The organism is Streptomyces dioscori, assembly GCF_003024195.1.
Classification (GTDB): Bacteria; Actinomycetota; Actinomycetes; order Streptomycetales; family Streptomycetaceae; genus Streptomyces; species Streptomyces dioscori.
The window spans coordinates 681,827-695,590 of sequence record NZ_KZ679039.1 but is presented as its reverse complement, the minus strand read 5'-3'; the positions used below and the strand labels follow the sequence as shown (position 1 = coordinate 695,590).

The 13,764-nt window shown below is 72.4% G+C and carries 8 protein-coding genes; 4 read left to right on the top strand and 4 right to left on the bottom strand.

Going from position 1 to position 13,764, the window contains the following annotated elements; translation table 11 throughout:
- Positions 1–18: 18 nt before the first annotated feature.
- Both C6Y14_RS07660 and C6Y14_RS07655 read right to left on the bottom strand, forming a co-directional pair.
- Positions 19–2,514: a DUF5682 family protein gene (locus C6Y14_RS07660; protein WP_107015724.1), complete on the bottom strand. Its 2,496-nt coding sequence runs from the start codon at positions 2,512–2,514 to the stop codon at positions 19–21.
- Complete coding sequence (locus tag C6Y14_RS07655; RefSeq protein WP_107015723.1) at positions 2,511–3,683, bottom strand: ATP-binding protein; 1,173 nt, start codon at positions 3,681–3,683, stop codon at positions 2,511–2,513. The genes C6Y14_RS07660 and C6Y14_RS07655 overlap by 4 nt, the downstream gene beginning before the upstream one ends.
- A gap of 134 nt (positions 3,684–3,817) precedes the next feature.
- Between C6Y14_RS07655 and C6Y14_RS07650 the strand changes: the two genes are divergently transcribed.
- On the top strand, positions 3,818–5,170 hold the full coding sequence (locus C6Y14_RS07650) for an SWIM zinc finger family protein (RefSeq protein WP_107015722.1): 1,353 nt from the start codon (positions 3,818–3,820) through the stop codon (positions 5,168–5,170).
- Between the two features lie 128 nt (positions 5,171–5,298).
- Positions 5,299–6,966, top strand: a complete 1,668-nt coding sequence (locus tag C6Y14_RS07645; RefSeq protein ID WP_199854660.1) for a DUF5691 domain-containing protein — start codon at positions 5,299–5,301, stop codon at positions 6,964–6,966.
- Between the two features lie 260 nt (positions 6,967–7,226).
- Here C6Y14_RS07645 and C6Y14_RS07640 read toward each other — a convergent pair whose 3' ends face one another.
- Positions 7,227–7,637 carry a cobalamin B12-binding domain-containing protein gene (locus C6Y14_RS07640; protein WP_107015720.1) on the bottom strand — a complete coding sequence of 137 codons (411 nt, stop codon included), beginning with the start codon at positions 7,635–7,637 and terminating at the stop codon, positions 7,227–7,229.
- 471 nt (positions 7,638–8,108) lie between these two features.
- Here C6Y14_RS07640 and C6Y14_RS07635 point away from each other — a divergent pair, with 471 nt between their 5' ends.
- Together C6Y14_RS07635 and C6Y14_RS07630 are read left to right on the top strand one after the other, a co-directional pair.
- The gene (locus C6Y14_RS07635) at positions 8,109–9,014 is read left to right on the top strand and encodes a lipase family alpha/beta hydrolase (protein ID WP_107015719.1); all 906 of its coding nucleotides are present in this window, start codon (positions 8,109–8,111) and stop codon (positions 9,012–9,014) included.
- Between the two features lie 340 nt (positions 9,015–9,354).
- Positions 9,355–11,043 carry a M23 family metallopeptidase gene (locus C6Y14_RS07630; protein WP_107015718.1) on the top strand — a complete coding sequence of 563 codons (1,689 nt, stop codon included), beginning with the start codon at positions 9,355–9,357 and terminating at the stop codon, positions 11,041–11,043.
- Positions 11,044–11,137: 94 nt separating this feature from the next.
- Here C6Y14_RS07630 and pcrA read toward each other — a convergent pair whose 3' ends face one another.
- Positions 11,138–13,702 carry a DNA helicase PcrA gene (gene pcrA, locus C6Y14_RS07625; protein ID WP_107015717.1) on the bottom strand — a complete coding sequence of 855 codons (2,565 nt, stop codon included), beginning with the start codon at positions 13,700–13,702 and terminating at the stop codon, positions 11,138–11,140.
- Between the last annotated feature and the right edge of the window lie 62 nt (positions 13,703–13,764).

Below are 13,764 nucleotides of genomic sequence, written 5' to 3'. Positions count from 1 at the left end.
TGCTCACCGCTCCCGTACTCATCGGCCCGCCCCCACAAGGTCGTTGTCGCCTGGACCACCGCGATCACGGCGATCTCCGACATCGCCGCCGGCCTCGTCCAGCCCCAGCAGCAGGCGCAGCACCGGCAGTACGGCGCCGGCCCGGTCCTCGTCCAGGCCGGGTCCGAAGCCGGGTGTCCCGGAGACGGTGTCCGCGACGCTCCCGCGCGGCGCCGGCCCCCGCCGGACCAGTTCGCCGAGGGTGCGGCGCACCCCGGGCTCGTACTCCGAGAAGGTGCGCCGCAGCAGCGGGAGTACGTCGGTGAACGCGTCCCCCGGCACCCCGGTCAGCCAGGAGTCGACCAGGCCGAGCAGCCGTTCGTCGTGCACGAGCAGCATGCCGCCCCCCGATCCCCCGCCGACGAACCCCTCGATCCACGCCGCCGCGTCGCCCGGTGCGGTTCCCGGTGACAGGACCAGCCCCATGAGCCGGGCCGTCTCCTCCTGCTCCAGCTCCCCGTCGTCCAGCAGCAACCGGACGGCCCGCCCCCGCACGACGCCCGGAACGGTGTCCCGCGCGGACAGCGTGCCCAGCACGGAGTGCCACCGGCCGCGGATGCCGGTCCGGGAGTCGTCCGCGCCTCCCCCGGCCTCCTCGCCTCCCTCGGCGAGCAGGCCCACCGCGCCGTGCACCGCGTCGACGTGGCCGCGCATCTCCTCGGCCGCCTCCGCGTCGAGGGCGGCGCAGGCCGGGGGCAGCCCGACGAAGACCCGCTCCGCGAGCCCGGCGGCGACCTCGGCCAGGGCCTGGGTGCCCGTGCCCCGTACGTCGCCGTAGCGCAGGGAGCGGACGAGGGCGGGCAACGCCTGGGCGAGATGGCCGACGTCGGCGTCCAGGGCGGCCCGGTCGGCGAGGATCCGCATGACCACGGGGAGGGCGTCCGGGAGTTCTGCGAGGAGGCAGCGCTCGGCGAGGCCCGTGACGTCGGCCAGGGACCGGGCGCCGACCGCGTCCGTCTCGGCCTTGGCGGTCGCGGCGGCGATGACCGTCGTTCCCCACACCCCCGCCTCTGCGACGCGCACCGCGAGCTCCGGCTCCCAGTGCAGCCGCCAGGTCTCCCGGAACGTGCCCGTGCTGCCGCGTGACGCGACCGGCTCTCCCCACCCGATGCCGAGGAGGCGCAGCCGGTGCAGCAACCTGCTGCGTCCGCCGTCGGTCTCCTTGCGCAGGTCGAGCTCCAGCTCCCTGTCCTGTGCCTCCGGCTTGAGCCGCAGCCGTCGCTGGAGCCGGGCGAGGTCGCGCTGCAGCGGGACGGCGGGCGCCGCCGCGGGCACCTCGCCCAGCGCGTCGCCGACGACGAGCCGGTCGTGCACAAGGGCGAGCGGGACGTCCGAGCCCTCGCACATCACGGCCCGTACGGCGTCGGTGGTCTCGGTGAGGCCCGGCAGAGGGCGGCCCCGCATCGCCGCGAGCGTGTCGGCGAGCCGCACCGCCTCGATGACGTGGGCGGAGGACACGGGCCGGTCCTCGTCCCGCAGCAGCCGGGCCACCTTCGTCATCCAGCGCTCGATGGGCCGGTCGGCGGCGGCGAACAGATGCCCGTACCAGCCGGGCGAGTCAATGCCCGCTCCGTACCCACTCGTGCGGGAGAGCCGTCGGTGGGTCCAGGGCACCCAGGTCATGTCGGCCTTCACCTTGGGCAGTCCCTTGAGCAGCGCCCGGTCGGCGGCGACGGTGGTCCGCTGCCGCAGCGCGGGCACGTGCCAGGCGCCGCACACCACGGCAACGTCGTCCCCGAACTCCCGCTGGGCCGCCCGGACCTGGAGCCGCATGTACGCCTCGCGGACGAGATCCCGGTCGTGTCCCCCCGCCCCGTAGACCTCCCGCAGCGCCTCCATGGCCTCGCCGAGCACTTCGAACGGTGCGAACGCGTCCTCTCCGCGCGCGCCCCGGTGCTCGATTCCCCGTGTCCCCCGGTGCTCGATTCCCGGTGTCCCCCGGTGCTCGATCACGTCCTCCCACCAGCGCTCGGGGTCGTCGTATCCGGCGGTCTCGGCGAGCACGGCGAGCGGGTCGATCCGCACGGCCCGGGCGGGTTCGGAAAGCGCCCCGTCCGGCTCCCCCTCGCCCTCCCCCACCTCTTCCTTCTCCTCCTCTTCTTCCTTCTCCTCCCGGGCGAGCGTGTGGGTGGCCGGGAGGTCGATGAAGCGGGCCGGTACCTCGTGCTCCAGGGCCCAGCGGATGGCCACCCACTCCGGTGAGAACTCGGCGAGCGGCCAGAACGCCGACCGCCCCGGCTCGTCCACCACATGCGCGAGGAGCGCGACGGGCGGCCGCATGTCCTCCTCGGCGGCGAGCGCGATCAACGCGTCCGCCTCCGGCGGCCCTTCGAGGAGCACCACGCGCGGGTTCGCCGCGTCGAGTGCCGCCCGTACGGCCCGCGCCGAGCCGGGCCCATGGTGGCGCACCCCGAGCAGCAGAGGTCCGGGCGGCCGGCGGACCCCGGCCTCGCTCCTCTCGGCGTGCTCGCTCACGCGCTCACCTCCCGGCACGCCCGGTAGAAGTCCTTCCAGCCGTCGCGCTCACGGACGACCGCCTCCAGGTACTCCTGCCAGATGACACGGTCGGCCGCCGGGTCGCGGACAACGGCGCCGAGGATGCCCGCGGCCACGTCCGGGGCGCGCAGGACGCCGTCCCCGAAGTGGGCGGCCAGAGCGAGGCCGCTGGTGACGACGGAGATCGCCTCGGCGGTGGACAGCGTGCCGCTGGGCGACTTGAGCTTCGTACGCCCGTCGGCCGTGATGCCGTCGCGCAGTTCGCGGAAGACGGTGACGACGCGGCGGATCTCGTCGATGCCGTCGGGCACCGCGGGCAGGTCCAGGGAGCGGCCGATCTGGTCGACCCGGCGCGAGACGATGTCGACCTCGGCGTCGGCGCTCTCCGGCAGGGGCAGGACCACCGTGTTGAAACGGCGGCGCAGGGCGCTCGACAGGTCGTTCACCCCGCGGTCGCGGTCGTTGGCCGTCGCGATGAGGTTGAAGCCCCGGACGGCCTGCACCTCCGAGCCCAGCTCCGGGATGGGCAGGTTCTTCTCCGACAGGATCGTGATGAGCGTGTCCTGTACGTCGGCGGGGATACGGGTCAGCTCCTCGACCCGGGCCGTCATCCCCTCGGCCATGGCCCGCATGACCGGGCTGGGCACCAGCGCGTCCCGGCTGGGTCCGTGCGCGAGCAGCTGCGCGTAGTTCCAGCCGTACCGGATGGCCTCCTCCGGTGTGCCGGCCGTGCCCTGCACGAGAAGGGTCGAGTCGCCGCTGACCGCCGCGGCCAGATGCTCGGACACCCAGGTCTTCGCCGTGCCGGGCACGCCGAGCAGGAGCAGCGCCCGGTCGGTGGCGAGCGTGGTCACGGCCACTTCGACGATACGGCGCGGTCCCACGTACTTCGGCGTGATCACCGTGCCGTCCGGCAGCGTGCCGCCCAGCAGGTAGGTCGCGACGGCCCACGGTGACATCCGCCAGCGGGCGGGCCGCGGACGGTCGTCCTGCGCGGCCAGCGCGGCGAGTTCGGAGGCGAACGCGTCCTCGGCGTGCGGCCGCAGCTCCTCGCCCTTGTCCGGCGCGGAGACGGCCGCGGGCGCGGGCACGCCTTCGGACTGGTGGTGGTTCGGGTCGACGGACGTCGGGTCGACGGACACGGACATGGAGCGGTCCCCCTTGCGGCTCGGCCGGTTCGGATCTGGTACCACCGTGCACCACGCCACTGACAATCGGCCCTGACCTGCGCAAACGTCTCCGTCACAGGCGATTGTCAGTGGTGGGATCTACCTTCGGACTCATGACTCAGCAGGGGGTGCGCTGGACTGCGGATCAGGTGCTGGCACTGGCGCCTGACACCGCGTCACGCAAGGCGGGCAGCAAGCTCGGCGCGGCCGGGCCGTGGTCGGAGGCGGGCAGTTCCGAGGAGGGGACGGTATGGGGTCTGTGCAAGGGAAGCGGCAGCAAGCCGTACCGGACGGTGATCGACATCGCGGACTCCACCGGGCCCGCGTACAAGTGCAGTTGCCCGAGCCGCAAGTTCCCGTGCAAGCACGCGCTGGGGCTGCTGCTGCTCTGGGCCGGCGAGGACGGCGCGGTGCCGCGGGGGCAGGCGCCGGACTGGGCGGACGAGTGGATCGAGGGCAGGAGGAAGCGCGCGGACGACAAGCGGGCGGAGGACGCGGCCGGTTCGGCGTCCGCGGGTGATCCGGAGGCGGCGCGGCGCAGGGCGGAGCGGCGGGCCGAGGCGATCACCGCGGGGGCGTCGGAGCTGGAGCAGCGGCTGACCGATCTGCTGCGGGGCGGCCTGGCCTCGGCGGAACAGCGGGGGTACGGGCTGTGGGAGGAGACGGCGGCCCGCATGGTCGACGCGCAGGCACCGGGACTCGCCGCGCGGGTGCGGGAGTTGGGGGCCATACCGTCGTCGGGGCCCGGCTGGCCCGTGCGGCTGCTGGAGGAGTGCGCGCTGCTCCACCTCCTCGACCAGGGGTGGCTGCGCCGTGCCGCGCTGCCCGACGCGCTGGCCGCGACGGTCCGTTACCGGATCGGACTGCCCGGCTCGGCGGACGGTCCGCCGGTGCGCGACCGATGGCTGGTCCTGGCCCAGTACGACACCGCGGACAGCCGCCTCACCACCCGTCGCATCTGGCTGTACGGGACCGAGTCGGGGCGCACCGCACTGCTCCTTTCCTACGGGGCCGCCGGGCGCGCACCGGAGCTGACCTTGCCCGTCGGGCTCTCGCTGGAGGCGGAGCTGTCCGCGTATCCGGGTGCGGGGCAGTTGCGGGCGGCACTGGGCGAGCGGTTCGCCGCTCCGGCGCCCACGGAGTTCCGGCCGCCCGGGGTGGATGTGGCGCGGGCCGTCGCCCGGTACGGCGAGGCGCTCCGGGACGACCCGTGGCTCTCATCGCGGCCCGTGACACTGGCCCGCGTCATACCGACTCCGGACGGCGACGACTGGCAGCTGGCGGACGCCGACGGGGAGTTCGCCCTGCCGCTCACTCCCGCCGCCCGGTCCCGCTCCGGTCTGTGGCGTCTGGTCGCCCTCTCCGGCGGCGCTCCGGTGACGGTCTTCGGAGAGTGCGGGCACCGGGGCTTCTCCCCCCTCACGGCCTGGCCGGAGGGTCCGGGCGAGGCGGTGACCCTGTGCTGACGGCGCCACGCTCCGGCCTCCACGCCTCCCGTACGACGCGACTCCGTACGGCGCCACTCCCGCACGACGCGCCTGCCGCAACGCCTCCTACGACGCCGACTACGACGCCTCATAAGAGAGGAACGCCCATGACCGGCACCCCTGCCCCCACTCCCGGTAGCACTTCCGCTCCCGGTACCACTTCCGCGGAGGCGTCCGCCGGGAGTCACTGGGAGGAGCTCGTGACCGTGGCGCTGCTGGGGACCACGCGGCGTGCGCCGTCGGGGGTCACGTCCCGGGGCGACGCACCGGCGGCGTTGCTGGACGCGGCGGCCGTGGAGACCGTACGGAGACGGGCCGGGATGCGGCCGGGCCGGGCGGCGGCCCGGATCGAGCCCGCCGCGGAGGACGCCCGTCCCGCGCTGCCGCCGGCGGCGGCACGCCGGCTGACGATGCTGCTCGCCGACCGGCCGGGGGCGGGAAGCGGTGGCCGCCGGGGGACGGCCCCCGACCTCATGGAGCTGCTTCCTCAGTGGCTCGCCACGGCGAACCGGCAGGGTTTCGCGGCCCCGCCCCAGGCGCTGCCCGCTCTGCTGGACGCGGCCCGGGGGCGTACGGACATCCGGCCGGCGGTGCTGGCGTTCGCGGGGCCGCGCGCTCTGTGGCTGGCCCGGCTGAACGCGGACTGGCGGTTCGCGCTGCGGGCGGCCCCGGGCGGCGGCGCCGTGCTGCCAGGGCCCGAGGAGCCGGAGCGGATGCGCGCGTTGTGGGAGGAGGGGCTGTTCGCCGAGCGGGTCGCGCTCCTGGCGGCGGTCCGGGCGCGGGACGCGGGGGCCGCGCGGGATCTGCTCTCCGGGACGTGGGCGTCGGAACGGGCCGAGGACCGGTTGATGTTCCTCGACTCGTTGCGCACGGGGCTGGGCGCGGCGGACGAGCCCTTCCTGGAGCGGGCGTTGGCCGACCGGAGCCGCAATGTGCGGGCCACGGCGGCGGAGCTGCTGTCCGCGCTGCCCGGCTCGGCGCTCGCCGGGCGGATGGCGGAGCGGGCGGAGTCCTGCGTCGCGATCGACCACACGCACGGCACGCACACGACTCCGACGATCGCGGTGGAGGCACCGCACGAGTGCGATTCCGGCATGGAGCGCGACGGCGTGGTGGTCAAGGCTCCGGCCGGCCGGGGTGAACGGTCCTGGTGGTTCGGTCAGTTGGTGGAGGCCGCCCCGCTCGGCACCTGGTCGCGGCGGCTCGGGGGACGCACGCCGGAGGAGATCGTGGCGCTGCCCGTGGCCGACGACTGGCAGGACGAGCTGCATGCCGCGTGGTGCCGGGCGGCGGTGCGGCAGCGGGACCCCTCCTGGTCCAGAGCGCTGCTGGGGACATCGGCGGCGCCGGAGGCGGGCGGGCCGGGAGCGGTTTCCCTGGCCGAGCGGGCGAAGCTGCTCGGCACGCTGAGCGCCGAGGAGCGGGCCGGGTGGGTGGCGGGCTTCATAGCCGTGCACGGACTGTCGGAGGCGTTTCAGCTGCTCGGGGTGTGCGCGGTGCCCTGGACCGGCCCGTTGGGGCGGGCAGTGGTGGACGCGCTCAACATCGCGCGCGACGCGGGGAGTTATCCATGGAGTTTCAGCGGGGTCATGGGACTGGCGGAGCGTTGTCTGGATCCGGCGGAGGCCGTCCGCCTCGAAGGGCTCACGGCCGTCCCCGACGAATCGGAGAACGCGGCGCCGGGCGCGGGAGGCTACTGGGCGGAATCCTTCCAACGCCTGGTCACGACACTCCGCCTGAGAGCAGCAATCCAGACGGAACTCACACAACGTTAGCCCCGCCCCTCAGGGGCGCGAGGAACAGCGCAACCAGCCACAACCGACCCGCACCAAACCCCCCACCGTCACCCCATCCCCCTCAGGGGCGCGGGGAACGGCGCGACCAGCCACGACGAACCCGCGCAAAACCCCCGACCGTCACCCCCACCCCCCAGGGGCGCGGGGAACGGCGCGGCCAGCCACAACGGACCCCCACGCACCCACGCCACACCAGGCCCCCGGGCCCGGCCGCCGCGGCCGACCCGACGGGCGCAGAACTACGCAGGCTGGCGCACGTTCGCCCGAACCCAGTCCACGATGGCCGTGGTCGTGGCCCCGGGCGTGAAGATCTCCGCGACACCCTTCTCCTTGAGCGGCGCGATGTCCGCCTCAGGGATGATCCCGCCGCCGAACACCTTGATGTCCGCGGCGTCGCGCTCCTTCAGGAGCTCGATGACCGCGGCGAACAGCGTGTTGTGCGCGCCGGACAGGATGGACAGCCCGATCGCGTCGGCGTCCTCCTGGATGGCCGTGCCCACGATTTGCTCGGGCGTCTGGTGGAGGCCGGTGTAGATGACCTCCATTCCCGCGTCCCGCAGCGCCCGCGCGATCACCTTCGCCCCACGATCGTGTCCGTCGAGCCCCGGTTTGGCCACCACCACGCGGATCGGACCGGTTGCCACACCCATCACTGCCTCCATGAACCGACTACACCGATCTGCGGGGATCTGTTCGCCACCCCGCCCATCCCAAGCATGCATCTCGGACATGCCCGGCACAGCCGCCCCGCACCGCACGGTCCGGGGAAGTGAACGAACGTTATCTCCAACATCCCGCAACCGGCAGTTTCGCGGTGGAGACCGAGGGGGAAATCACACGGTGGGACAAGTTCGCAGCGCATCGATCCCGCACACCGCGACACACGGTTCGCACCCGGGACGGGCGCAAGGGAAGCCGCTACGAGGTCTCCGCACCTCCGCGCCGTCAGCCGCGCGACGGGGTGGTGCGGTGCACCGGCGATCGCACGACGACGGACAGCCCGTCGCTCCACCGGCGTCACCCACGCCGCACGTGCACCGTCGCCGTCCTCACCCATCGGCTTCCCACGAGGGCACACGGGGGACAGAGGGTTCCTGCCGTGCGCCGACGGGAGGTCGGCCATGAAGGTCACCAGGGCACTGCTGCCCCTTCTTCCACTCTGCCAGCGCCTGCTGCCCATCAGACTGGCCGGGCTCTCACTGACCTTGCTGAAGGCGACGGCCCTGGAGATCGCGATCCTTGCCGGCCATCTCGTCCTCTACCCCTCCGGCATCGCCTCGGAGCGCCGCCGGCCCCCGGTCCCGGCCCAGTCCCTGGCCGACCTGCCCGACCCGGACCTCGACGCGGGCGGTACCGCCGACGCCGCCCGGCTGCCGACCGCGGACAAGCCCCCGGTCGTCCTGCTGCACGGCTTCATAGACAACCGCTCGGTCTTCGTGCTGCTGCGCCGTTCGCTGGCCCAGCACGGCCGACAGCAGATCGAGTCGCTCAACTACTCCCCGCTGACCTGCGACATACGGACCGCCGCCGAGCTGCTCGGCCGGCACATCGAGGAGATCTGCGAGCGCACCGGCCGCCAGGAGGTGGACATCGTCGGGCACAGTCTCGGCGGGCTGATCGCGCGCTACTACGTGCAGCGTCTGGGCGGTGACGTCCGCGTCCGGACCCTGGTCACCCTGGGCACACCGCACGCGGGCACCCGTGTCGTCCCACTGATGAACGCGCACCCGATCGTCCGGCAGATGCGCCCGGGCTCCGGCGTACTCGAAGAGCTGCGCGAGCCCGCCCCGCACTGCCGTACGCGGTTCGTGAGTTTCTGGAGCGACCTCGACCAGCTGATGGTCCCGCTGGAGACGGCGTGCATCCAGCACCCGGATCTGCTCGCACAGAACGTGCGCGTGAGCGGAATCGGACATCTCGCCCTGCCGGTGCACCCGGCGGTCGCGGCCGGCATACGCCAGGCCCTGGACGCGGAGGAGGAAACCGCCCGCGCCGCCGCTCACACCGGCGGCCTGACAGTGGCGTGACCGACAGGGCCCGTCCGTGGAAAACCCGTCCGTAGAAACCGGCGCCACTGGCGAAGACTCAACCGGAAGCGGACGTCCGGCGGCGATCCACCCCGAACCGGGGCAACGGGGAGCGGCGGGAAGCTCCTAAGCGGAAGCAGCGTTCGCCTTCTGAGGCGTCTTTTCTTCGAACGTTCATCGAACGCAAGGCCAAAGCTCTGCCCATCCTCCGCCGAAAGGCATCCGAATGCCCCTTTCCTGAGAGGAGGAAACCTGTTGAAGATTGTCGCGCCCGCATACCGCCGGGTACAGTCGCCGCACTGCTCTGCCAGCCCCTGTTGTCGAGGCGAAAGAGAAGTTGGTGAACGACCGTCACCCGTCGGGGACCGTAACTCCCCCGGCTCCGGCTCCCGATGCCGCCTCGGCGCACTACGCGTCCCACGGCGGGCAGGGGGTCCAGTACGGCGACTTCACCACGTACGACGGATATCCCGCCACCGGTTTTGACCCGGCCGCGACCGGCTCGTACGGAACGACGGGTGGTTACGACATGACGGGCGCCTACGCCACGACCACGTTCGACACAGACCCCCTCTTCGGCGATCTGCCCGGCAACGGAAGCGGAACCGACGGGAGCGGCGGCGGAACGGGTTCGTACGGCCACACGACCGGGGCGGCCCACAGCGGTAACTGGACTGATACCACCGGCAGTCATCAGACCCTGAACTACGACCCGTACGCGGCCCAGCACCACGCGGCTGCCTACGAGACCGGCAGCTACGACACGAGCGGTGTCTGGCCGGACTCCGGTTATCAACAGCTCAGTGAGATCCCGACGCAGGCCACGAGCCCCGACGGCACCGGGCAGTGGGACGCGAACGCCTGGCAGCAGGCCGAGCAGGCCGACCCCACCCAGCAGTGGACGGCGCCGACCTTCGAGACGGGTACGTACGACGCCACGGCGTGGAACTCGGACGGCGGCGAGCAGCCCCAGCCCCACCCGCAGCACGAGTCGTACGACCAGCAGGACGCGTACGACCAGCGCGAGTCGTTCCACCAGCAGGCCACCGCCACGTTCGAGCAGGTGCCGTTCGAGGAACAGGTAACCGCGCAGAGCGAGTTCAAACACTCTGGCCCTGCCGATGCCGACGCTCGCACCGATGCGGACTCCGACGCTCACGAACGTACTCACGATCATGATCACGCCGACGACGAGCCCGAGCTGCTCGACGGCGTCGAGGAGATCACTCCCGTCGCCACCGGCGCGCCGGCCTCCCGGGCCGGGTCCCGCGCGGCGGGCCGTTCCGCTTCCCGTTCGCGCCGCCGCACACCGCCCAAGCGCTCCGCGCTGCTGACGATCGCCGTCCCGTCGGCCTGTGTGATGGGTGTCGCCGGCATCGCCGCCGCGTCCGTGACCGGTGGCGACGGCGGGGACGACGTCCAGACGACGGCCGCCGCACCCGACGCCGGCACCGTGAAGCCGTCGGTCGCGAACAACAAGCTGGACGCTCAGCTCGAAAGCCTCTCCGCGGACGCGGACGACTTCGCGGACCGGGCGAGCCGCACGCAGGAACGTATCGACTTGAAGGCCGAGCAGGCCGCCGAGAAGCAGAAGGCGGCGGCCGAGGCGGCCCGCAAGGAGCGGCTGCGTCCGAAGTTCGCGCTGCCGGTCTCGCGGCACGGGCTCAGTGCCTACTACGGCCAGGCCGGTATCAACTGGATGTCCGTGCACACCGGTATCGACTTCCCGGTCTCGTACGGCACGACGGTGATGGCCGCGACGGACGGAACAGTCCGTACGCAGTGGAACAGCGCCTACGGCAACATGATCATCGTGACGGCCAAGGACGGCACGGAGACCTGGTACTGCCACCTCTCCACGTACAAGGTCGCCTCGGGGACGGTCGTGAAGGCCGGCGACCCGATCGCGTACTCCGGGAACTCCGGCAACTCCACCGGCCCGCACCTCCACTTCGAGGTGCGTCCCGGCGGCGGTTCGGCGATCGACCCGCTCCCGTGGCTGCGCAGCCACGGCATCGACCCCACCTAGGACACCCAGGGCCTGCGAGCACCTGCTCGAAGGGACCACGAACCGGCGGAAGCCGCCCGGTCGGCGGCCCCGCCCACAAGCCCCGTCCCGCCGCCTACAGCTTCTCCACCGGCGCGTACCGCAGCAGCAGACGCTTCGGCTTCTCGCCGCCGAAGTCGACCGTCGCCTCCGAGTTCGCCCCCATGCCCTTGACTCCGACCACCGTGCCGAGGCCGAACTGGTCGTGGGTGACCCGGTCCCCGACCGCCAGCGACACCACCGGCTTCTCCGAGGAACCGCGCCGCGTCGCGAAACCGGACGCGCCCGAGGCCGCCGAGCGCGAGCGGGAGGAGGACAGGGAGGCCGCCACACCGCCGACCGGACCGGAGGCCACCGCTCCCATGGAACCAGTGCGCTTCCAGTCCAGATGCGCCTCCGGGATCTCCTCCAGGAAGCGGGACGGCGGGTTGTACGAGGGCTGCCCCCACGCGCTGCGCATCGACGCCCGCGTCAGATAGAGCCGCTCGCGCGCGCGGGTGATGCCGACATACGCGAGGCGCCGCTCCTCCTCCAGCTCCTTGGTCTGGCCGAGGGCACGCATGTGCGGGAAGACGCCGTCCTCCATGCCCGTCAGGAAGACGACCGGGAATTCGAGGCCCTTGGCGGTGTGCAGGGTCATGAGGGTGATGACCCCGGAGCCGTCCTCGTCCTCGTCGGGGATCTGGTCGGAGTCGGCGACCAGGGCCACCCGCTCCAGGAACGCGGCGAGCCCGGTCGGCGTACCGGCCTCGGCCTCACCCTCGGCTTCGCCCTCGTTCGCCGCCGTGCCCGCGGCCCCACCGCCCGCCGCCGCCTCCTGCTCGAACTCCAGCGCCACGGAGGCGAGTTCCTGAAGGTTCTCGATACGGGTCTCGTCCTGGGGGTCGGTGGAGGCCTGCAACTCGGCGAGGTAGCCGGTGCGTTCGAGGATCGCCTCCACGACGGTCGCCGGGCCCGCGCCGGACTCGACGATCGTCCGGAGGTCCTCCATCAGCGTGTTGAACCGCTTGACGGCGTTCGTCGAGCGGGCCGCCATGCCGTACGCCTCGTCGACGCGGCGCAGCGCCTGCGGGAAGCTGATCTTCTCGCGCTGGGAGAGCGCGTCGATCATCGCCTCGGCGCGGTCGCCGATGCCGCGCTTGGGCACGTTCAGGATGCGGCGCAGCGGTACGGAGTCCTCGGGGTTCGCGAGCACGCGGAGGTACGCGAGGACGTCCCGGACCTCTTTGCGCTCGTAGAAGCGGACGCCGCCGACGACCTTGTAGGGCAGGCCGACCCGGATGAAGATCTCTTCGAAGACACGGGACTGGGCGTTCGTACGGTAGAAGACGGCGACGTCGCCTGCCTTCGCGTCGCCCGCGTCGGTGAGACGGTCTATCTCCTCGGCGACGAACTGCGCCTCGTCGTGCTCGGTGTCGGCGACGTAGCCCGTGATGCGCGCGCCCGCGCCGGCATTCGTCCACAGGTTCTTCGGGCGGCGTGATTCGTTGCGCTCGATGACCGCGTTGGCGGCGGTGAGGATCGTCTGCGTGGAGCGGTAGTTCTGCTCCAGCAGGATCGTCGTCGCGTTCGGGTAGTCCTCCTCGAACTGGAGGATGTTGCGGATCGTCGCCCCGCGGAAGGCGTAGATCGACTGGTCGGCGTCGCCGACGACGCACAGCTCGGCGGGCGGGAGGTCGTCCTCCCGCGGCGGTACGTCCTCGGGGTGCGCCACGGGGTCCGTGGCGCTGCCGACGAGCTCCCGGACGAGGGAGTACTGCGCGTGGTTCGTGTCCTGGTACTCGTCCACGAGGACGTGGCGGAAGCGCCGGCGGTAGTGCTCGGCGACGTCCGGGAAGGCGCGCAGGAGGTTGACCGTCGTCATGATCAGGTCGTCGAAGTCCAGCGCGTTCGCCTCGCGCAGCCGCGACTGGTACATCGCGTAGGCCTGGGCGGCGGTCTTCTCGAAGCCGTCGGAGGCCTGGGCGGCGAAGTCCTCCTCGTCGATCAGCTCGTTCTTCAGGTTCGAGATCTTGGCACTGAAGGACTTCGGCGGGAAGCGCTTGGGGTCGAGGTCCAGGTCACGGCAGACCAGGGCCATGAGCCGCTTGCTGTCGGCGGCGTCGTAGATCGAGAAGGACGACGTGAAGCCGAGCTTCTTGCTCTCGCGGCGCAGGATCCGCACGCAGGCGCTGTGGAAGGTCATCACCCACATCGCGTTCGCCCGCGGGCCCACGAGCTGCTCGACGCGCTCCTTCATCTCGCCCGCGGCCTTGTTCGTGAAGGTGATCGCGAGGATCTCGCCGGGGTGCACCTTGCGCTCGCCCAGCAGGTGCGCGATGCGGTGGGTGAGCACACGGGTCTTGCCGGAACCGGCGCCGGCCACGATGAGCAGGGGTGAGCCGTGGTGGACCACCGCCGCGCGCTGGTTCTCGTTCAGCCCGTCCAGGAGCGCGGCCGGGTCCACCAGGGGCCTCGGGGCGCCGTCGCGGTAGTAGCCGTCCCTGGGCCTGCTGGGAGGAGGCACGTCGAAGCGCCCGCCGAACAGGTCGTCCGGACCGTGGTCCGGGGCTTCGTCCTCGGGCGGCGGCGGGGGCTCTTCCTCGTGGGCCCGGGAGGGCTTGAGGTCCGCCAGGAAGCTGTCATCAAAGAGGCTGCTCATCGCTCTCCGAGTCTAGGCGCCCCCACTGACACCCGGCCGCCACCCCGGAAACTCGGCGGAAT